The sequence below is a fragment of the Marinobacter caseinilyticus genome (genome assembly GCF_011074955.1).
GTDB classification, from domain to species: domain Bacteria; phylum Pseudomonadota; class Gammaproteobacteria; order Pseudomonadales; family Oleiphilaceae; genus Marinobacter; species Marinobacter caseinilyticus.
Window position 1 is genome coordinate 1 of the sequence record NZ_WUQJ01000022.1, and the last position, 21,256, is coordinate 21,256.

Sequence of the window (21,256 nt, forward strand, 5' to 3'; positions counted from 1 at the left end):
GGGTTCTACCCCGTTTCCACGGACGGTTTTAAAACGGCTGACAACTTCAGATCCTGAGCGGCAACTCTACGTCGCATCCTGGGATTATGGAACCGCTCAATGTAGTCGAATACATCAGCTCGCGCTTCGTTCTGAGTTCGGTAGCGCCGGTGGTGAATTCGCTCCCGCTTGAGCATCCCGAAGAATCCCTCGCAGGCGGCATTATCGCCACAATGACCAACTGCACTCATGCTACTCACCAAGCGATTACTGCCGAGATATCGTTGATAGTCTCCGCTGGTGAATTGGCTGCCTCGATCTGAATGCAGGATCACAGGGATATTCCCCTGTCGCTGCCAAACGGCCATCTCAACCGCTCTGATCACCATATACCGATCCTGCCGGTGATGCATGGACCAACCAACGACCAGCTTGCTGAACAGGTCGAGGACCACGCAGAGAAAGAGTTTTCCTTCCTGCGTGGTTATTTCTGTTATATCCGTCACCCACTTGGTGTCCGGCTCCAGAGCGGAGAAATTCCGCTCCAGATGATTCCGGATACCCGGTGGCCGATAAGATTGACGTCCCAAGCGTCCGCGCTTCTTCCGTGGCCAACCCTGAATGCCGTGTTTGGCCATCAATCGCGCAACACGGTTCAGACTGGTTGAAGCACCCTCGGCAACCAGGTCCTCGTGCATGCGGGGTGAGCCAATCATGCCACCGCTATCGTCATGAATCTCTCTGATGCGCGACAGCAAGTGCTGATTCGCCTTTGCCCTGGCGGACTCAGGGCGAGATACCCAAGCGTAATAACCGCTGGCCGACACCTTCAGGCATCGGCACATAAGACGTATGGGGAAATGATTGCGACAACGTTGAATCGCCTGATACCTCAGGACGACTCCTTTGCGAAGAACACTGCCGCTTCGCGCAAAAAATCACGCTCCTTCTTCACTCGGGCTAACTCTCGCTTGAGACGGGCAACCTCCTCATCTCTGGGGGAACCAGAGCCCTTGAAGGCCTTGTCCGTCTCCTCATCCGCTTCTCTGCGCCAACGAGATAGCAGGTTGGGATTAATTCCAACCTCCAGAGCTATCTGGCGACAACTCACACCGGGTTGCCGGGTTAAAGCAATGGCTTCGCGTTTGAACTCTGGGCTATATTTTCTGCGTCTGGACATGAACACTCCTTTGGCACAGTGTGCCTCTTTTCAGGAATGTCCGCAGTAACGGGGTAGAACCCGTTAGAGGTCTTTTGCGATCATCGGCATTGGATAGCCGTTCCGTTTTTGTTCTCGTATATCTTCTTCGAGCATTTCGATTTTTACGACATTGCCCCCGATCGTTTTTACAGTTGCAGAGAAAAAAGCAATTTGGACCGCAGTGCGCGAAGGTTGCAAACGCAATAGATTATCGGACAGCATTTTGGCGGAGCCGTGCAAAGTTTCAAAAAAGGGCTGGTTTAAGAACCGGTCGCCGTATATGTGAATAAACTCTTCAGGTGGCCGAGAGTAATCAATATCTTCAGAGCCGGTACTTCTAAAATAGACTTCTGCTGCACTCTTAACACCTCTGAGTAGAATCAGCACTGCCGTCTCTTTTCTCATCCATTCTTGGGCCACCTGGAATACTTCATGGGGATTTTCTGACTCAATTATGGGTTTTAAGAGTGCGATATTCTGCAAAAAATGTCCTGAAATTTCGGAAGAAACCGTAACTCCGCCATATTCCTTCACAGCGTGCTTTTCTGCGTTGTCAAGAATGTTCTTTACGGTCAAGAGCGCATCCCTGCGGCTTGCTTCCTGAAGGTGCCTGAACTGTAATGAAAACTGTACTCTTTGCTCGTCTAGCTGACGGGACTGATACCAAAGACTGGCCGAAAACCATATTACAGCTAACAGACCTCCTCCGGCAGCGACAACGCTCCCATACGCTGAGAGCACCTCTGGGCGGAATGATGTTATTGCAGCCAGCACAGCCACAACAACCAATATTGTAAGCAAAAAGAGTAGTCGTCGGTTTGGCACTTATTTATCCATTAATCCTTTAACGCTGGGCCCACGCGTCGATAAGGAGCCGCAAAGCAGCGGAAAGTTGGTCGCTTGCAACCAATTATTAGACCGACGACGCAACAACAATCTCTGGTATTTGCAGGTCACGCCTGTCCTCCAGCCAAGCGGGCCGTTGCTGGTCATTCTTGTCGTAGAAATACCCAATGGCTTCAACCGCAGTATCTACTGGAAATCGCATTGGCCTTGCCTTTGCGCTGGAGATGACTTCACTGAATTTTTTGGGAGTGGGATGAACGAAAAAATCTCTGTAATCTTTCACAAATTCAATGAGGTGTTGCCACACTTTGGGACTCTGTTCATGCATTCTCGGAACCTGGACAATATCACATAGCGCTTTCAGTCCATCCTTCAGTTCGCGATACCGTATTCTCATCAATCTCTCGAAAGACGAAAAATCGCTGTTCCACTCTCTAAAAGGGCTATCCTCTTTTTCCCACTGCTCGAACAAATGCACGGACACAAATGCAGTGATCGCCATGTAACTATAGAGGTAGGCACAACTCTGCCTTGCAAGGTCGGCATCGTTTTTGTGTTGACTACTCTTTGCGTTGAGATCGTCGGCCACACTAATTTCAGAGTCTATAATTGCGTACGCCATATCCAGGTAGGCTTTTGTGACATCGTATGGCTCTATATCCATGGCTTTCTCTGTTTAACGCTGAAATTTATGGCTATTTTGGCGCCGCGCAACGGCGGGAAGATTGCCCAACAACATTAATTTGTTAGTGAAGGAGCTTCGCAAATTCACAGAGATACTCCGAATATATATCGCGGAAACTCTTGCCGTCATGAGCGATAGACACCCCACGAGCAGCCAGTTGAATCTGCATAATACAAGCGGCAAAAGCGTATGCCTCGTTGTCCGGATCCACGCCGGATTCAAATAAGCAGTAATCAAGACGCTCGAATGTAGGCGGATGGGTTTGCATAATACTATTGCCAGATGGGCTGGAAATCGCTTGCAGCGCCAGTATTGCCGCCACTACTCCATAAATTCGCTTCTGTGCCTGCGCAGAATCCGAGCATTGACTTAAAATCCATTTAGTAGCCTCAACATCTGCTTCCTTTTCTTCCTCTAACGAGCGCGAGGTTATTGCTTCGTTATGTCCAAGCCGAACATGCGCTAGTTCGTGGTGCATCATCCAGGCAAAGGCGCATAAAAACAGCTCGTTTGCTGTATGAACATCGGAGCAATTCTCAGGGTGCGAGTGAGGCCTAATAAACGATTCCGGCCACGGTTGAACTCCGGTACTAAGGAGGTTTTCCACCGCCCATTTTGCGATTTCTAATGCACTTCGTGATCGGTGATTTCCTCCAGTATTGAACTGCGTATCGCCTCGCCTCTGTGCTTGCCCGTACTCGTCATACAAAACAAGGTGTACATGTGAGGTTGCCCACAGATACTCCAGAGTTGCGATACTCGTCTGAACTGTCTTTTTCTGAGTATAGACATGAAAAGTAAAGCTTGGTCGATCGATAAAATCTAAGGTAACCCCTTCACTGTCGACCCAATCGCCAAGCTCATGCTTTCTTTCTGGCACAATACTAAATGGCGCAGCAGCGATGGCAGTTTCTAGTTCAAGTATCGGTGATCTCATAACTCTCGCTAACATTGAAGCGCAGCGGAGCGCCCAGCGCATCCGCCCGGCATGACTGGTTAAGTGGCAAAGCACCCCTGGGGTTTATGGTCAAAGCATCCATACGGCATTGCAGACTCCTGTCCAGAGAGGAACCCAACTCGTGGGTTTACGCACTAAACCGTAGTTGGAATCGGCGGGTTTGGCCAGGACGAAAACCCAACCCCAATTTTCAGATTGGCCGGATCGCCTGTGAGGCGTTGCCCGAAGGTGCTCTACCCCAGCAAGGCGGGATCGATACCAGCTTTATCCAGAGCCCGCTGGATTCGGCGTCGATACTTGTCCGCAGTGCCGCCATGCTCCGCAGCTAGATCTACAAAGCTCCAGCCCGCTAGATTCCGCTTGATCAATTCGAGATCCTCGCCCGAAACTCCCTTCGCTGTAAGCAAGGAATCTACCCGCTTATCATCCACTGACCCCAAATTCTCCCCGTGACTAACATGTTGATCCCAAAATTCAGAATCGTCGGCTCCCTCAGTGTCGATGATGTATCTTGCCCGAACGCTGACATTGCCTTTCCTATTGTTGACTGACCACCGCTGAAGTCGAACCGCGCAGTAATTCGACACGCCCAATATCAGGTAGCGTGCAATGGGGTGTGCTACTCCAACCGTTTCTTCAACATCTTCGTCCACTTTTAAAGACGTTGTGCCGGCATGGGTCGCGCTGAGAAGGCGCATCGTGACATCGTTCAGAGCATCCTGTGCAATCTGGTGGACTTCGGAATCTTCCTCAGTTCCAAAGATGTGGCCCAGCTTTCTCTTGACGACTGAAAGCGCTCGCTTCTTTACCTCTTGCTGCATCGCAACACGTCCAATCTCTTCTGGGCTTACTGCACTTGTCGAGTTATCCATGCCTCGGTCCTTTTCGTACAAATTTATAAACATTACAAATCTTTAATCTGACACTTTTCCGCAAAAATCTTCAGTTTTCCCAAAATTTTTTGTCCGGTTTTGCTTGGCCGTTTAGTTACTTACCTATGAACGGACAGGCGGCAACATTGCATAACCATAAATAAGTATTTGAATTATAACGCTTTAAATTTTGGCGTTGGCTAATTTTTGAACTATTCGTTGATATCCGAACAAACGGAGATGGAGCAAAGAGTGAAGCAACGTAAGCTCGTAAAACAATCACCCATTCGGTCTTCCTACCTGGCCTATTCCAGCTATTACGGTCGGGTGTACGCGGTGGAAAGCGCACTCGAACTCGACTATCTGAGTCTCATTCGGTTCGAGAAAACCGCAGAGTCTGTCGAGAGCCAGCCGTTTTCGGTGCAATTTCACCTTGCGGGTCGCCCCAGGCGCTATACCCCTGATTTTCTAATTGTCGAGAACGGAGTCGAATACGTTGACGAGGTAAAAACTCGGAGCGCCGCGAACAATCCAGAGTTTCTCCAAAAGGCCAAGAAGCTTAGCCGTTTTTTCAGAGAACGCGGCCAAATTTTTCGAGTTTTTACTGAAGACCACATTCGACCTGGGAATCAAGCTCAAAATATACGGTTTTTAACGCCGGTGTTGGATTTGCCCCCGCCAATTCCCGAATTCGAAACGCTTCTGAACGCTACAGACCAGCGTTCTGCCTCACTGACGGAGCTTCGCAGACTTCTCGATGCCCAGGCAATAGACCCCTCGTTCATTCGCCGTGCAGTCGCACACAAGCTTCTGCGATGTGAGCTGGCCAAGCCCTGGGCCGGGCTGAACTTCACCTGGTGACGCTCTCACCTCTAAACAACCTCCAACGACTTAGAAAGGAACCGACTATGTTTCATACCATCGCTGTAACCGGTAACCGGGTGTCTTTTCGCAATCTGCACGCGACTTTGACAACACTGCCGAACTCAAAGGTTGCGCTCACGTTCGACGATGAGAAGCAACCACCCATCATCATGTCTTGCCGTCAGATTGAGGCCGAATTCGGAAAAACTCTTCATCTGATTCCGAAAGGGAAAGTAGCTTCGCCTAAGGGTCTCAATCTCTCGAATGCGGATCTTGAGGAAGTCAAACGACGCGCTGCCTATGTCAATGAGTTGCAGCGACTTACCAAAAAAGGGGGCATTGGAGGGGTCAAAATCCGGAGACAAGCTATTGCGCGCGCTGCTCGGGAAATCCAGGATCCAAGCCCAATTTCCCACTCAACCCTTGCCCGTTGGGCGCGCACAGCAAAAACGCACTCGCAGGGTGTCGCAGCAACACTTAGCGCCGAAAAACGGCATCGCAAATCGTCGTTTTCACAAGATATCCAGGATTTCGCACTGGAAACTCTTGACGATTACTACCTCCAGCTCGGAAATCCAACGCTTCAGTACGCGTACGACTGCTTTTCAGAAGAATTTGAAAACAGGTTTGGTAAAACGGCTAAAAGACCTTGCCGTGAGGTTTACCGCAAGTGGGCGAAGCAATGCGTGGGACCGATCGAATTTATCGAAAAACGCGAGGGCCGTCGCGCCGCAAGGGCGGCTAGCCGAAACGCAACCAGAAAAATTCAGGGGGAACGAATTCTGGAGCGCGTGGAAGCGGATGCGGTGAACCTCGCGATCGGCGTCAAAAACGAAGACGGCCGGTACCTCGGACCCGTGACGCTCTTCGCAGTCATCGACGTTTATTCTCGCGCAATTCTTGGCTTGATCGTCCAGGTTGGGCGCGGCGAATCCTCCGGCTCAGTTATTGACAGCTACAAGCATGCGATTAGCCCGAAGCCTCGGGATGCGTTGCCCGAAGACGTTGAACACGACTGGCCCATGTATGGCGCGCCCGAGACTTTTGTGAGCGATGGTGGCCCTGGTTATGCCAGCTTACAAACCCATTCCTTTCTACTTGACGCTGGGTGCCAAACGGAGACCGTTAAAACCTATGCAGGATGGCGCAAGCCCTTCATCGAAAGATTCTTTCTGACGTTAAGGACTCGCTTTGCGCAGACGCTACGCGGCTACTGTGGCAAGCATACGGATCGTCCCAATCTCGATGCAACAATCAGGGAAAAAGCATCCATGACGTTGCAGGAGTTTCGGACCGCACTCCACGAATGGGTAATCGATGAATACCACCAGACGGTTCATAGCGGCCTGGGTCGAACGCCCTACGAGGTCTGGGATGAGAACGCGCGGATGTTTACACCACAGTTGCCCGCCAACTTCGAGCGGATCAGGTTCACGATGGGCGAAACCCGAGTCTGCAAGATTTCCGGACTTCACGCGCATCAAGGGGTCCAGCTCAATAATCTGCGGTACAACGATCATGAAAATCGGCTTAAACACATCGGAATGAAACTTCAAAGCAGGGGTGAACCAGCAGAGGTCACAGTGCAATACACGCACAATGACCTGTCGTCGGTCAACGTCGTTGATCCATTCACCGACGACATAATCCAGGCTTTTGTGACAGACACCCGAATCGAACAGGGCACAAGCCTCTCTGAGTGGAACGCCCTGCGCCGCAGCACTTATGCCGATAAAGGCTTCACCGGAAAGCGTAAGGCAAAATCAAGCAGAACCGTCAGGAACGCGAACGAAGCGCACGACGAAAACATGCGAAGAGTTGGTTCACGACGCAGCCAGCAGGATGATACCGGCACACTCAATGAGTTAATCAATAGCGCTCGAGAAGGGGATGACAACTCGCCCATTCCGACAGTAGGCACGCATTCGATGTCGACCAAACCAACAAAACCCAGTGCTCAAGAATACGGCGCAGACGGAGAGTACGAAGATGACTGATCGCAATAAAAGAAACCGCCCAGGATTGAAGCCTGTGATGACTGAATTTACCAAGTGGCGAACACGACACAACCGCTTTGAACAAGCCGTTGATGACATTAGCAGAACCCATGCAATGTCGGGCCTGGAGGGCGCCGGAATGCTTCTGATGGGGATACCGGGCCTTGGGAAGTCGTCAATCCTTGCGTCGTATTGCAAGCACCACTTGGCCGAACGCAATGACTTGGAAAGTCCTGAACGCTCGAAAGAGCCCATCCTTCTGGTCTCTGTGCCTGCTGAACCGACTCTCAAGACCCTGATCCAGGAAATTCTTCTGGCGTCGAGTTTCGAGGGATCCATTAATGGCACTGTTGGCGAGCTTAGACAAAAGCTCAATGAGCTGATCCACGAGCGGGGGGTAGAGCTACTCATCCTTGATGAGTTTCAGCATTTCCTGCGCGAGCAGGCGAAATCTAATACCAGGGGAGTAGTTAACCATATCAAGCTCATGATGGATAAACACAAGCTGGCGGTCGTCATGGCTGGCACACCCGCCGGTTACAGATCAATTGCCAACTACGAGGAATTGTATCAGCGATTCGCTCAACGACAGACGCGTTTGACACCATTTCAAATCAGCTCAGAAGCAGATCTCAAAGCTTTTGGTGCGTACCTGAAAGCCTGCACCAACTTCCTTGAGCGTCAGGAGGTCAAGATTGTTCCTCTGTCTAATAAGGAGATGATGGTCCGCCTATACGTGGCAACGAGGGGAATTCCGCGATTGATCGCAATGCTTTTAAAGATGGCTCTCGCGGACGCAGAGCCAAACGAAACGATTACGCGAAACGACCTCGCCAGGGCGTACACCAAGGCGCCAATAAACCCGGAGCTTAAAAACTTCAACCCGCTTAAAGCGCCCTATGAAAGGGTTCTTGACCGCGCTGAGAAGGCCACTAAAAAGTCGGCTCTCGAGAACAAAAACAACTGGGATATTCATTGATGAGAAGATTCGCAGTCCGGCCTGAGCCACTCGAAAACGAGTCATTCAATGGCTTCCTGTTGCGCATCGGAAAGCTGAACTGTCTGTTTAAGCATTCTGAAATCGTCAAGTATCTAGACTGCGAGCCAACGCCCGCACCTGGCCACTATGGTTGGCTTGAGACACCATCAAAGCAGATATTCAGAGCGTTGGAAAGGAAACTCGAGAAGCCTCTGGATAAACACAGATCACGATTCAAGGAAAGAGCACAATTAAGGTGGCTGTTTTCAAAAAGCCGCATGATTATTGACCTGCGGCTCGGCTTTCCTAGAATTTGTACGACCTGCGTTTCCGAGCACGGCACCTTGGATTGGAGATGGGGTCTGGCGGTAACTGCGCACTGCCCAGAGCATGAGTGTCTGCTGACGTCGAACTGTCCGAAATGTGACAAAGAGTTAAAGTGGACCAGCAGTCTGCTCATCGGTTGTCCATATTGCGAAAAAAGCTGGAGCGAACTCGATTCTCCTCAACCCTCGGAGATCTCCAAAACAGAACGTCAGCTTTGGGAGGACATGGGGACTATGTCCAACGATGTGGACGAATCGCTATTGCAGGACATCTGTCTGGCGATAATAGTTGCGATGCGTCCCTTCGACTTAGTTTGCGAGTCCGTCAGAAACTGTCCCAAGATGATGGAACACTCCAGGTACGTCGCCCGCGCCTATTCGCTCCTTGTAAGCCCATCGACAAATGCAGCCTGGCTTAAACAGTGTCACGGGAAGAGACGCGAGTTGAATTTCTTGGGTCAGGAATTTGTTGAAGCCCCCTACAACAATTTTAGCTCTCTTTTGGTGAGAAAGTGGCGAGGTCCTAATGAGCAAGCTCTACCAACCAAGGAGTTATCTTTCACCGAACACGCTTTTTCAGAAACCACTCAGTACATATCTCAATCAAGGCGTGACAAAGCATTAGAGTCCGACGGGCAGTCGAACTATCGATTTCAGACAAATGTAGTCTCCTTTGCACGAATACTGGGATTGAGCAAAGAATCTGCCCAAGACTATTTCAGGTGGGATGTTCTGGAATCTCACAAAAACGTTAAGTATTCAACAAGCCGCAGATTCGACTTGCGTGAGCTCAAGGGAATCATCCAAAAGCGACCCAGCCCGGCCAATTCGATAGAAATATTTCCGGATAACCCAATTTTCTCACGATTTCCGATAACGTTTGGGCAACTCGCGAATGAGGTAATGCTGAATCGGGTCGCTGGTGGTTTTTCCGATACCCGCGGAGTGAGAAGTGTATTTCTTCATCCCAAAGTGCTCAAAGAGTGGCTGATTGATCAGCTCAATCGCACCAACGCTAAAGGGCTTTCAATGCAACTTGCCACAAAAGCGCTACATTGCAGTCGGGAGTCCATTCACAACCTTGTAGCTGATAATTCACTCAAATGGGAAGGAGCAAATCATTTTGAGCCCAGGGTAGACAATCAATCCTTCTGCGAATATGTCATGCATTCAGAGCGAATACTTTGATTCGCGAACGCAATTTTTCCTCTAAGTCAGCCCCTTTTACAGGTGTGACTGAAATCGCCATCAAATTCGCGATCCAATAAAAACCCTTCGACGCTACCCCACCGACTCAATCATTTCCTACCTATCGAACATACCAGCCAGATCCTGAATTCGTTGCCAAAGCGAATTCACTTTACCTTCTCTAACTTCAATGCTATTAATTACTGCTAATGAATGTAGGTCAATGTTTTAGTTGACCTTTTCCAGAAAAATCTCATGCTTTCGTGAGAAAGCAATAAGAAATCTCACGTTAAGTCTGACATCTCAAATCGCTATATTGGCGACCCCTTCCTAACCTCCTGATTCTTCAACTTCCAAAATCTCGCCTTAGCCTTGGACTGACACAGTCACCCATTGAGAAAAGGAGCCGATGTTATGTCAGGTAAAACCGTCAACAGTGCCATCCTGCTGCTGGTTATTGGCAATTTCATGGCTCTGGTCTCGGACGTCTTCATCAAGACGATGGGGCCCGATGCGCCGGTGTTTCAGTATACGTTTCTGCGCTGTCTGCTGACCGCCCTGATGCTGTTGCCGTTCCGTCGTCAGATCGATTTCACCCGGTTCTTTGAGGGCATCGGTGTCCACGGACTGCGCGCCCACATCCAGCTCGCTGGCATATCCTGCATGGTGATCGCCCTCGGCACGCTGCCACTGGCTACCGCCAACGCGGTCTTTTACGCTGCACCATTGCTGGTCATGGTGTTTGCGGTATTGTTTTTCAAAGAACGCTTAACGCCTTTCAGCGTGCTGGCGGTGATCAGTGGCTTTGCGGGGATTGTGGTGATTCTGCGACCGGTCGATATTGGCTGGGGCGCCTTATCGGCGTTAATCGCGGCCCTGGCCCTGGCCATCGGCGCCCTGATGGTGCGCAAGTTACCGAAGCAACAGTCAACCGTGCACAAACTGCTGCTCAGTTATGTCCTGATTCTGCCCGCCAGCTTCGTCCTCATGCTGGTCGAGGGTGCGCCCTGGGATCCGGACATTCTGATCCATGTGGCAGGTTCGACACTGTTCATCATGGGGTACAACATCACCGTGCTGCTGGCCTACCAGCAGGTCGATGCCAACCAGGTCACCAGCGCCGAATACACCGGACTGATCTGGGCGGTGACCATCGGCTGGGTCGGCTTTGGCGAAGTCCCGGACTTGTGGTTCCTGGTGGGCAGCGTGATGATTGTGGTGCCATTGTTATTGATCAGCCTGCAACATCGACGAAAAACCCGGACATCTCTATCCGCCGCCAGCTGCAAAGTCTGAGGAAAGATGGCCCCATTGGCCGCCCCGACCGTCAATGGGCTTCCGACAGTGTGCGGCCATCGTGACGCACCGGCACCACGTAGCTGAACCGTCGCCGGTACTGCTCCATGGTGCAGCCCACCGTGCGCTTGAACAGGCGGCGAAAGGAACTGGCGTCCTCGTAACCGACACTCCAGATGATTTGAGCCGTCTGATCACGGCTGGACTCCAACCGATGCTTGGCGGCTTCGACCCGCAATTGCTGCAAATACCCGATCGGAGTCTCACCGGTCGCCTCTTTGAAACGCCGCTTGAAGGTCCGGGGACCCAACGCGGCCACGCTGGCCACGTCGTCGATCTCAATGGCTTCGGCGTAATGCTGCTCAAGCCAGCTCTGGGCTTTGCGAATGGCGACATCCTGATGCGCTTTCTGATGATAAAAGCTCATATAAGGCGTTTGCTCCGTGCGACGGTTATCCAGAATCAGCAACTTGCTGCAGGCCAGCGCCACCGCCGGGGTCGATAACCGCTCCACCAGGTACAGACACAAATCAACGAAGGCGGTAGCGCCACCGGCACAGACGATCTGACCGTTGTCCACCAGCAGTTCGTCCACTTCCAGACGTATCTCCGGATAACGACGTCGGAACAACGGGGCCGCCCGCCAGTGCGTGGTGGCCACCTGGCCTGCCAGCAGCCCGGCCTCTGCCAGTAAAAAACTGCCGGTGCAGACACTCGCCAGAATCGCGCCGCGGTGGAACGCCGCCTGCAGCCAGCCGAACAGTGGCCGTGCCTTGTCCATCATCGGCTCCATGAACGCCTCGGCAACGGTGGCTTCCACCGCCGCGCCGACGACGATGACATCGGGAAGGAACGACCCCCGCGCAGCAGTCGGCGTCACCAGCGCACCGCTGTAGCCCTGCACCGGTTGGTCATCGAGGGTGACAATATGGCAGTTGAACGGCACGGCGGTGTCGCTGGCCGGCATGCGTCCGCAGTAGTTGGCCACCGCAAAAAAATCCATCACCCCATGAATGCCGCTGGCATGGCAGTGGGGTAACGCAAGCACCGCTACGTTGATCATGATAATGTCCTTTTACGCACTTTATATGTCAAATATGACACTCCAGCGGTGAGCGCGCAAGCCCTATGCTGACCCTGTCATCCAAAGTGCAAAGCGGCCATGGCGGTCGCTCTTAGAGGAGGCTTCACCATGACGATCCACATGAACACTCTGCCCGACACTGCGATCCAGCCGCCCATCCAGCGCCCAGGCACTCGCAACCTGGCATTGGCGGCGACGCGTCTGGGGCTTCAGCTGTACGCCCGTTATTCCACCGAAGCGGCCGGCAAACTGGTCAACCAGCAGTTTTTCAAACCGCACCGGTTACCCATGCCCTCTCGGTACGAATATCTGCTGGATGAAGCCGACAGCCACACCCAGTTGAAGCACGGTGCGCAGGTACTGCCCGTATACAGCTGGGGTGACGGACCGGTGATCCTCGGCGTTCATGGCTGGGGCGGCGCCGGCATCCAGTTCGGCGCGTACATACAGCCGTTGGTCGCGGCCGGTTACCGGGTGGTGCTGTTCGATGCACCGGCCCATGGTCGCGCCCAGGGCGAGCGCACCAACCTGTACGAAATGACGGCGGTCGTCGGCAAAGTCGCCCGCCAGATCGGACCGGTGCATGCCGTACTGGCGCACTCCCTGGGCAGCATTGCCGCCGCCCGGGCCGTCGTGGACGGATTGGCGGTGCAGCATCTGGTGATGCTGGCGCCGCCAGCGGACCTGGCCGCGGTGGTCAACGGTGTGGCGGACGAACTCCAACTGCCCGCTGACGTACTGGCGAACCATCGTCACCGCATGGAGCAGCAGTTCGGCGCCGACGTCTGGCCCAGGTTGTCACTGCTGGAATTGGCACCCCGACTCAAGGCCCAGGGTTTGGTGGTGGTGGATTACGGCGACCGTTCAGTGCCGCCCGACCAAAGCGAACGGGTGCATCAGCGCTGGCCGGGCTCTCAGATTCTGCGAACCCAGGGTCTGGGCCATCACCGGTTGCTGTGGGACAGCGACGTGGTGGAACGGGTGGTCGGCCAAGTGACCGCCAGCGCCTGAAGCAGTCGCAGGGCAAAAAAAACGGAGCACCGGGAAGGTGCTCCGTTTTTATCTCCCGCCGGGCGTAGGGGCTAATTCAGCCCGGTACTGCGGATAAACCCGGCAATCCCCGTCAGCACAATCTCCGCCGCCATGGCCGACAAAATCAAGCCACTGATTTTGGACATGATGTGCAGGCCATTCTTACCCAGCACGCGCTCCAGATACCCTGACAGGTGCAACAAAACAGCCAGCACCACCAGACTGGTGACCAGGCCAAGCAGACCACCGCTGACTTCGGCAAACCTTTTCAGTTCAGCGCCGTACACCAGAATCGCACCGATCGTAGCCGGGCCGATCATGATCGGAATCGCCAACGGCACCACCGCGATGTCGTCACGATCCTCATCCGGCAGGCCGGTGGCATGGCTCCGGGTGCCCGAGGTCACCAGGCTGATGGCGGTCAGAAACAGCAGGCAGCCGGCACCAATACGAAAGGAGTCCAGAGTAATGCCAATGGCCTTGAACAGCAGCGGCCCCATGAAAAACAGCGCCAGGCCGAGGAAAAATGCCGACACGCAAGAGCGCCGGATGATCAGGCTCTTTTCACCCGCCGACTGGCCCCGGGTCAAGGCCAGGAACATGGTGACGACAAAGAACGGCGCCAGCAGGAACAGGAACTTGATCGAGCTGCTTACATAGGTACTCAGGAAGACGGACAACATGGGGTCGCTTGGGGCCTTAATGAAAAACATCGGAGGTGAATAAAATAACGCAACAATTTCCGAATGATAGCCAACATGTGTCGCCCGGCGTTATGGTGACTTACCGTTACACCCTGCGGATAAGGCACACGCCACTCAGACTCAAGCCGTATAGCCGGGCAGGCTCCAGCGGCGTACCGTCAACGAATTCGCAAGCCAGAACAAGGAACAACAGAATGCACACCAAGCACGCCCGAACCATCATTATCGAGGCCTTTGGCGGCCCCGACGTTTTGACTCTGACTGAGCGCGAGGTCGGCGAGCCCGGCCCCGGTGAAATCCGTCTGCACCACAAAGCCTGCGGTCTCAATTACATTGATGTCTACCAGCGCACCGGACTCTACCCACTGACCCTGCCCACGCCACTGGGGCTGGAAGCGGCGGGCGTGGTGGAAGCGGTTGGCGAAGGCGTCACACACCTCAAGCCGGGCGACCGGGTGGCCTACGCATCCCAGCCTCCGGGCGCCTACACCGAAGCCCGGGTAATGCCTGCTGCCCAGGTCTGTCCACTGCCAGACGGGATTTCATTCGAGCAAGGCGCGGCGATGATGCTCAAGGGGCTGACCGTGCAGTACCTGTTCCATCGCACCACCCCGATAAACCGGGGTGACACGGTGCTGTTCCATGCGGCAGCCGGTGGCGTCGGGCTGATGGCCTGCCAGTGGGCAAAATCCGAAGGCATCACACTGATCGGCACCGCCGGCTCCGATGAAAAATGTGCCCTCGCACTGGCCCACGGCGCGAGCCACATGATCAATTACCGCACCGAGAATTTTGCCGACCGGGTCAAGGCCCTGACCGATGGCAAAGGCGTCGATGTGGTCATGGACGCGGTAGGCAAGGACACCTTTGAAGGCTCGCTGGACAGTCTTAAGCCTCTCGGCATGATGATCAGTTTCGGCAATGCGTCCGGCAAAGTACCACCACTGGATCTCGGCACGTTGGGGCCCAGGGGCTCGCTCAAGGTCACCCGGCCGACCTTGTTCACCCATATTGCCAATCATGAAACCTGCCAGCAGATGGCCCGGCATCTGTTTGAAAAAGTCACCTCCGGCGCAGTCACCCTTCGCATCGATCAGCGCTTCCCACTGGCCCAGGTGGCAGACGCCCACCGGGCACTGGAAGCCCGCCTGACCACCGGTGCGACCATTCTGACGGTTTAACCCGTCCAGCGATCAGACCGGCCTGACCCGCGCTCCTCGTGCGGGCAGGCGACACAGAACGAGTGCTCAGCACAACCGTGAGCCCGGCGCCGGGCCTATCCGGCAACCGGAGGTCAGCGTCACGCAGTAGGGTAACGAATTGACCAAACGGGGCACTAGGGCGCAGCGGTAAACACCCAGTTGGTGCCGACGTTGTCGCAGACCACCACCTCGCGATTGATGCTGACACACCAGGCGAGACTCTGCGGCAGTTCATTGTGATAACGGGCCTTGACCGCCAGGGTTTTTTTGTCCTCTTTCAATAACCGGTAGGTTTGCTCCATCCGCTGGGCAAAGTCTACGCCGCCGTCCTCGAGGCTGTGAAAGGCGTGATGAAACGCGGTGAAGCTCATGGTGTTTGCACCCAGGCCAATGGCCAGCATTTTCAGGATGTAAACGTCATAGGCACCGGACAGATAGCGCCGGACAACCTCGGCGTCGCGGCGATCACCCTGAAAAGACGCCAATGACAGGGTATTGCCGGCCGCCAGCGCACCTGGCTGCAACTCGCGGTTGGCCTGATTGCTGGCCAGCACCAGCCGACGGTTGGGACAATCGATGACCTCGCCGGCCAATTGACAGCCCGACAGCCCGGACTGTCGGTCCGGCGCTACCGGTGACTGGGCGCGGTCATTCGCCGACCGGCGGGCGGACGGTGATGGCGGTGTCGGAGCGGGTTCGACAGTCGGATCCGACAGGCGGTCAGCGGGGGCGGTCGCAGTGGGGCTGGGGGCCGGACTTGACGCGGGCACCGATAACCCCAACCGGGCGGCCGGACGCCTGAGCAACAGCGCCTGCACCTGCGGGTCATTGCGTTTGAAATCCGCCGGGGATGGCAGTCCCCGGCCCTCACCCCGGGCCACAATCTCGCAGTAAAGGCGCTCTAATCCGGACTGCGCAGAGGCCAGACAGGCGTCCTCGGCGGCAGCACTTGAGACCCAGCCGCACAGCACGATCAAGGCCAGTATTTTCTTACAATCGATCACCGCAACCCCGGAGGTTTTGTCGTCATTCCTTACCATACTGCACCTTGCCGGCAACCGGTACCGACGCCTTGCGAAACAGCACGTAATTGCCCAGCAACGCCAGGGCGGCCCCGATAACCGCAGTGACACTCCACTCAAAGCCCTCCAGCCAGGTCGACACCGACAGCGCCACAACCGGAAACAGCACGGTCGCGTAACCAGCCTTATCGGCACCCACGGTGCGAATGACGGTGATGTAACTGTAAAACGCAATGATCGAGCCCGGGATGGCCAAAAACACAGTGGCACTCCAAAAGGCCCCCGCCGATGGCACAAACCAGCTGACATCCTGCACCAGACACCAGCCCCCGAGCACCAGCGCCCCGTAGAGCATCGCCCAGGCGTTGCCCGCCAGCAACGGGATGTCCGCGGCCCGAACCTTGAGACTGATCAGGTTGCCCACCGAAAACCAATAGGTGCCGGCAAGCGCAAACAGGATGCTGGCAAGGGTCGCGTTGCCAAGGCTGAGGTCGTGCCAGAACAGCAGCGTCACACCGGAGAGGCCCAACCCCACCGCCGGGTAGATCCGCGCACTTGGCCGCAGGCCCATCAACAGCCAGCCATTAAGCGCGTTGAACAGCGCCGCCAGTGAGAACACCACCGCCAGCAGGCCGCTGGTCATGGCTTCGGCCGCGCGATAAATCAGCAGGAAGTTCACGCTGTAGAGCGTCAGCCCCTGCAGCACCAGCCATCGATGCTGCGACCACGACAGCTCCGGCAGCCGGCGCAGCAGCGCCAACCCGCCCAACGCCACCAGCGAAGCCAAAACAAACCGGTAGAACACCGCCATATCCACCGGCGCCGATTCCACCTGCAGTCGAATGGCGGTCCAGGTCAGTCCCCAGATCAACACCGTCAAACCGTAGTGAATGCTAATGGGCATAACGCTGTCCTTTTTGAGTGAATCCGTTCAGCAAAGTGCATCGACCCGGCACACCAGACTTGTCAGATCCGGCCGGACGGTGGATGATTCTTGCATGACCTGCTTTACCAACCGCGCCGCAAGCTCACGCGACTGGAGTGCGTTATGGCGTCGGTGGCCCCTGCCGGTTCGGCCAGGCGTTTCGCAAACGCCTGGGGGCGTCACCCTTCAAAGATCGCCAAATGCTGAAACCTTCGCGGCCATACATGGGCTTGGAACGATCTCAAAGGGTTAATCACCACCCTGAGTGCGGGTTCCCCAAGACCGCCGGACAAACTGACAGGACGCACAGGAATGTTGCATTCATGTGATCGACCACAAGACACCCAGCCCCGCATTGGCCCAAAGGTGCTCGCCCTCACCCTGCTTCTGACCTCGATTCCCGTCGCCTGGGCCCAGACGGTCTACACTGTGGGCGTCCAGAACATCGACTACTATCCGATTTACCGGGCTGAGCGCACCTCCACCCATGAGTATGATGGCTACCTGAGAGATCTGATGGATGCCTTCGCCCAGCACGAGGGCATTCGTTTTGACTATCGAGTGCGCCCTTTGCGCCGGATAATCACCGGCTTCGTTCACGGCAAGTACGATTTTGCGTTACCGGACCATCCGCTCTGGAACCGAACCGACAAAGCCGGGCAATACATCCAGTACTCCGATCCGCTGGTGAATTTTATCGACGCGATTTTTGTCCTTCCCGCCAACAGGCACATGACCTGGCATGACATGGATGATTACGGCACCATCCAGGGATTTACACCCTGGAAATTTGCCTGGCAAATCGACCAGGGGCTGTTGCGGCTGATTACCGCCAGTAACCCGCGTAATCTGGTGGACCTGGCCTTGTCCGGACAAGTGGACGCAATCAATCTGGCCGTGCCGGTCGCCCGCTACCAGCTCCGGGCGATCAATCAGGCAGACGGTTTGGTCGTCGCACCCCAATTAATGACACAAAAACACAGCTGGTACTTTCTTTCCACCATTCAGCATCCCGAGGTCCTTACCCGCCTCAACCGGTTTCTGCGTGAACAGCAGGGCACCGTCCAGGCATTGCTGGAGCGGTACGAATTGCCCACCGACGTCTTGTTTGCCTGCCTGGATAATCACCAATGCCCTGATTTACCCTCACGCTGACGGGGTACTAGGTGGCCCGTTGCTCCAACACGACGCGGGCGATCAAATCTTCAATTCGGCGAATCGACTCCGCATCCCCCTGCTTACCGGTCAACACAACCTGAGACCCGATAGTGGCCACGTACAGCAGCAGCGACAGGTCCTTGATGCGTTCGGGGTCACCGCTCAAACGCTGAAACAGCGTACAGTTCTGATTGATCCGGGCGGCGTCCACCTCCGCCACCAATGCACCGGCATAGTCGTTGCGGCGCGCAAAGTCCCGGACAGCCAGTTCCACCTGCAACCGGCGAATGTTGCGGGAGGCGTCCGTCAGCAGCAGTTCCAGGATCTGCCGCAACTCGGTTTCCACATCCCCGCCCTTGGGTTTCCAGTACTGCAACTCGTGCAGACGGCGATCCCGCCACCGGTTGAGGAAACTGACCACCAGGTCTTCATGGTCCTTGAAATGCCAGTAAAAACTGCCTCGGGTGACGCCCAGCTTTTTGGACAAGGTTAAAACCCGCAGGTGGCCGAACCCGCCCGCGGCAATCTCACCCGCCGCTGCATCCAGCCAATTGTCCCGGCTGAGCTGCGGTTTCTCCGAGGTCTTGCGGCCGCTGCGGGCTGGGGTTCTGGGTTCGGTCATCCTGGCGTGGTGTCCTGTCGTTACATACGTGGAAGGATTCTACATGAACCCGGGTCGCATTCATCAAAGCGTTGACCAAGCTTAAAACATACATTAGTGTATGGACAAACAATACACCAGTGTATGGAAGCAATTAGCCCGTTTCCGTTACACCCAAAGAATCACCGCGGGGTCCGCAAACTGCGACTCGTCCTGCCCCGCCCGTGCCAACAAGGAGCTCTGGTATGAGTACCGCGCATTACGAAGCCAACGGCAATATCGCCGTTATTCGACTCGACAACCCACCGGTCAATGGCCTGGGTCTGGCGTTACGCCAGGGTATTGTCAATGGCATCCTTCAGGCCGAATCCGATGACACGGTGAAAGCCGTTGTGATTATCGGCTCGGACCGCGCCTTCTCCGGTGGGGCCGACATCAGTGAATTCGGCTCCGCCAAAGCCATGGCCGAGCCCATGCTCACCACCGTCATCAACTACGTGGAAAGCAGCCGCAAGCCGGTCATCGCGGCCATCAGCGGTGCCTGCATGGGTGGCGGTCTGGAGCTGGCACTGGGTTGCCATTACCGGATTGCCAAGCCGGACGCGCAGATTGCCCTGCCGGAAGTGAAACTCGGTCTGTTGCCCGGCGCCGGTGGTACCCAGCGCCTGCCACGGGTCATTGGCGCAGAACACGCCCTCAACATGATTGTGTCGGGCAGCGTGGTGCCTGCCAAACAATTTCAGGGCAGCGCGCTGTTTGACGAGTTGGTCGATGGCGCACTGCTGGACGCCGCGATTGCCTACGCCACCAAAGTGGTCAACGAAAACCTGCCGCTCAAGCGCGTGCGGGACCTCAGAGCGAAACACGCCAACCCGGAAGGCTTCTTCATGTTCACCCGCAACACCGTGGGTGCCATGGCGAAGCACTACCCGGCCCCGCTCAAATGCGTGGACGCGGTGGAAGCGGCGGTCACCAAGCCGTTCGACAAAGGCATGGAGGTTGAGCGCGAAGCGTTCGTGCACCTGATGCACACCGCCGAATCCCGCGCCCTGCGTCATGCCTTTTTCTCCGAACGCCTCACCAGCAAGATCGCCGATGTGCCGTCCGACACGCCGGTTCGCGACATCCAGTCCGTGGGTGTGATCGGCGGCGGCACCATGGGTACTGGCATCAGCATCAACTTCCTCAATGCCGGGATTCCGGTCACCCTGGTGGAAATGAAGCAGGACGGTCTGGACCGTGGCGTCGCCGCCGTCCAGAAAGTCTACGAAGGCCGGGTCAAGAAGGGCCGCATGAGCGAGGACGATGCCAAGGCCAAATTGGCACTGCTCAGCCCTTCCCTCAGCTATGACGATCTGAGCCATGTGGACCTGGTCATTGAGGCCGTGTTCGAGGAAATGGACGTCAAACAGTCGGTGTTCGAGAAACTGGACGAGGTCTGCAAGCCCGGCGCCATTCTGGCGTCCAACACCTCCACGCTCGATCTCAACAAGATCGCCAGCTTCACCAAACGCCCGGAAGACGTCATCGGCCTGCATTTCTTCAGCCCGGCCAACATCATGAAACTGCTGGAAGTGGTGCGTGGCGACAAGACCGCCAAGGACGTGCTGGCCACCGCCATGAAACTGGCCAAGGCCATCAAGAAGACCGCCGTCGTGTCCGGCGTCTGTGACGGCTTTATCGGCAACCGAATGATCAACCAGTACCAGCGCGAAGCCCTGCTGATGCTGGAGGAAGGCGCCAGCGTGCAGCAGATCGACAAGGCCATCGAAAAGTTCGGCTTTGCCATGGGCCCGCTGCGCATGGCGGACCTGGCCGGTGGTGATATCGGCTGGGCCATCCGCAAGCGCCAGTACGAGGAAAACCCCGACATGGTGAAGATGGTCGTGGCTGACCGTCTGTGTGAAATGGGGCGTTATGGCCAGAAGACCGGGGCCGGCTTTTACCGCTACGAGCCTGGCAACCGCAACGCCCTGCCCGACCCGGCAGTCGACAAAGTGGTGGACGAGGTTCGCGCCGAGCTGGGCATTACCCCACGCAAGATCAGCAACCAGGAAATCGTCGAGCGTTGTGTCTATGCCCTGGTCAATGAAGGCGCGCGGATCCTGGACGAGGGCATCGCCCAGCGCGCCTCGGACATCGACATGGTGTACCTGGCCGGCTATGGCTTCCCGGTGTTCCGCGGCGGCCCCATGCATTATGCCGAGGAAGTCGGACTGCCCAACGTGGTGCGCGCCATGCAGGCCTTTACCGAAGACCGGCATACCCAGCCCGGCTTCTGGGAGCCCGCCGCGTTGTTGGCCAAGTGCGCCGCCGACGGTAAACGCTTCGACTAAT

19 protein-coding genes are annotated in these 21,256 nt (G+C 55.5%); 9 read left to right on the forward strand and 10 right to left on the reverse strand.

Annotated features, from left to right (window positions below):
• Positions 1-5 precede the first annotated feature (5 nt).
• From GRX64_RS10975 to GRX64_RS10995, 5 genes are all read right to left on the reverse strand, one after another.
• Positions 6-1,159, reverse strand: a protein-coding gene (locus tag GRX64_RS10975; protein ID WP_166263181.1) for an IS3 family transposase whose coding sequence is annotated in 2 segments (ribosomal slippage) — positions 6-919 and positions 919-1,159 — 1,155 coding nt in all. Because the reading frame shifts where the segments join, the coding sequence is not laid out codon by codon here.
• A gap of 63 nt (positions 1,160-1,222) precedes the next feature.
• A complete protein-coding gene (locus GRX64_RS10980; RefSeq protein WP_166267119.1) occupies positions 1,223-2,005 on the reverse strand; it encodes a hypothetical protein in 783 nt (260 codons plus the stop codon).
• 88 nt (positions 2,006-2,093) lie between these two features.
• Positions 2,094-2,690: a hypothetical protein gene (locus GRX64_RS10985; protein ID WP_166267121.1), complete on the reverse strand. Its 597-nt coding sequence runs from the start codon at positions 2,688-2,690 to the stop codon at positions 2,094-2,096.
• 82 nt (positions 2,691-2,772) lie between these two features.
• Positions 2,773-3,648, reverse strand: coding sequence for a phage exclusion protein Lit family protein (locus GRX64_RS10990; RefSeq protein WP_166267123.1), 876 nt, complete (start codon positions 3,646-3,648; stop codon positions 2,773-2,775).
• A 254-nt stretch (positions 3,649-3,902) separates the two neighbouring features.
• A complete protein-coding gene (locus GRX64_RS10995) occupies positions 3,903-4,541 on the reverse strand; it encodes a hypothetical protein (RefSeq protein WP_166267125.1) in 639 nt (212 codons plus the stop codon).
• Between the two features lie 252 nt (positions 4,542-4,793).
• Here GRX64_RS10995 and GRX64_RS11000 point away from each other — a divergent pair, with 252 nt between their 5' ends.
• The 5 genes from GRX64_RS11000 (at position 4,794) to GRX64_RS11020 (ending at position 11,191) form a co-directional block, all read left to right on the forward strand.
• Positions 4,794-5,402 carry a TnsA endonuclease N-terminal domain-containing protein gene (locus GRX64_RS11000; protein ID WP_166267127.1) on the forward strand — a complete coding sequence of 203 codons (609 nt, stop codon included), beginning with the start codon at positions 4,794-4,796 and terminating at the stop codon, positions 5,400-5,402.
• 47 nt (positions 5,403-5,449) lie between these two features.
• A complete protein-coding gene (locus tag GRX64_RS11005; RefSeq protein ID WP_166267129.1) occupies positions 5,450-7,402 on the forward strand; it encodes a DDE-type integrase/transposase/recombinase in 1,953 nt (650 codons plus the stop codon).
• Entirely contained in the window at positions 7,395-8,381 is a 987-nt protein-coding gene (locus tag GRX64_RS11010; RefSeq protein WP_166267131.1) for a TniB family NTP-binding protein, read from the forward strand. The genes GRX64_RS11005 and GRX64_RS11010 overlap by 8 nt, the downstream gene beginning before the upstream one ends.
• Positions 8,381-9,895: a TniQ family protein gene (locus tag GRX64_RS11015; protein WP_166267133.1), complete on the forward strand. Its 1,515-nt coding sequence runs from the start codon at positions 8,381-8,383 to the stop codon at positions 9,893-9,895. Before GRX64_RS11010 ends, GRX64_RS11015 begins: the two co-directional genes overlap by 1 nt.
• 414 nt (positions 9,896-10,309) lie before the next feature.
• A complete protein-coding gene (locus GRX64_RS11020; protein WP_166267135.1) occupies positions 10,310-11,191 on the forward strand; it encodes a DMT family transporter in 882 nt (293 codons plus the stop codon).
• Between the two features lie 31 nt (positions 11,192-11,222).
• Here the strand turns inward: GRX64_RS11020 and GRX64_RS11025 are convergent, their stop codons facing one another.
• A complete protein-coding gene (locus tag GRX64_RS11025) occupies positions 11,223-12,254 on the reverse strand; it encodes a GlxA family transcriptional regulator (RefSeq protein WP_166267137.1) in 1,032 nt (343 codons plus the stop codon).
• A 129-nt stretch (positions 12,255-12,383) separates the two neighbouring features.
• Between GRX64_RS11025 and GRX64_RS11030 the strand changes: the two genes are divergently transcribed.
• Positions 12,384-13,286, forward strand: coding sequence for an alpha/beta fold hydrolase (locus tag GRX64_RS11030; protein WP_166267139.1), 903 nt, complete (start codon positions 12,384-12,386; stop codon positions 13,284-13,286).
• A gap of 71 nt (positions 13,287-13,357) precedes the next feature.
• On the opposite strand, the gene GRX64_RS11035 is transcribed toward GRX64_RS11030, so the two are convergent.
• Complete coding sequence (locus GRX64_RS11035) at positions 13,358-13,990, reverse strand: MarC family protein (protein WP_166267141.1); 633 nt, start codon at positions 13,988-13,990, stop codon at positions 13,358-13,360.
• A gap of 215 nt (positions 13,991-14,205) precedes the next feature.
• Here GRX64_RS11035 and GRX64_RS11040 point away from each other — a divergent pair, with 215 nt between their 5' ends.
• The gene (locus tag GRX64_RS11040; RefSeq protein WP_166267143.1) at positions 14,206-15,192 is read left to right on the forward strand and encodes a quinone oxidoreductase family protein; all 987 of its coding nucleotides are present in this window, start codon (positions 14,206-14,208) and stop codon (positions 15,190-15,192) included.
• A 155-nt stretch (positions 15,193-15,347) separates the two neighbouring features.
• On the opposite strand, the gene GRX64_RS11045 is transcribed toward GRX64_RS11040, so the two are convergent.
• Complete coding sequence (locus GRX64_RS11045) at positions 15,348-16,253, reverse strand: hypothetical protein (RefSeq protein ID WP_235937639.1); 906 nt, start codon at positions 16,251-16,253, stop codon at positions 15,348-15,350.
• The gene (locus GRX64_RS11050) at positions 16,240-17,139 is read right to left on the reverse strand and encodes a DMT family transporter (RefSeq protein WP_166267145.1); all 900 of its coding nucleotides are present in this window, start codon (positions 17,137-17,139) and stop codon (positions 16,240-16,242) included. The genes GRX64_RS11045 and GRX64_RS11050 overlap by 14 nt, the downstream gene beginning before the upstream one ends.
• Positions 17,140-17,472: 333 nt before the next feature.
• Here GRX64_RS11050 and GRX64_RS11055 point away from each other — a divergent pair, with 333 nt between their 5' ends.
• Positions 17,473-18,315, forward strand: a complete 843-nt coding sequence (locus GRX64_RS11055; protein ID WP_166267147.1) for a substrate-binding periplasmic protein — start codon at positions 17,473-17,475, stop codon at positions 18,313-18,315.
• A gap of 7 nt (positions 18,316-18,322) precedes the next feature.
• On the opposite strand, the gene GRX64_RS11060 is transcribed toward GRX64_RS11055, so the two are convergent.
• Positions 18,323-18,940, reverse strand: coding sequence for a TetR/AcrR family transcriptional regulator (locus GRX64_RS11060; protein ID WP_166267149.1), 618 nt, complete (start codon positions 18,938-18,940; stop codon positions 18,323-18,325).
• A gap of 224 nt (positions 18,941-19,164) precedes the next feature.
• Between GRX64_RS11060 and GRX64_RS11065 the strand changes: the two genes are divergently transcribed.
• Positions 19,165-21,255, forward strand: coding sequence for a 3-hydroxyacyl-CoA dehydrogenase NAD-binding domain-containing protein (locus GRX64_RS11065; RefSeq protein WP_166267151.1), 2,091 nt, complete (start codon positions 19,165-19,167; stop codon positions 21,253-21,255).
• The last annotated feature ends 1 nt before the right edge of the window (position 21,256 follow it).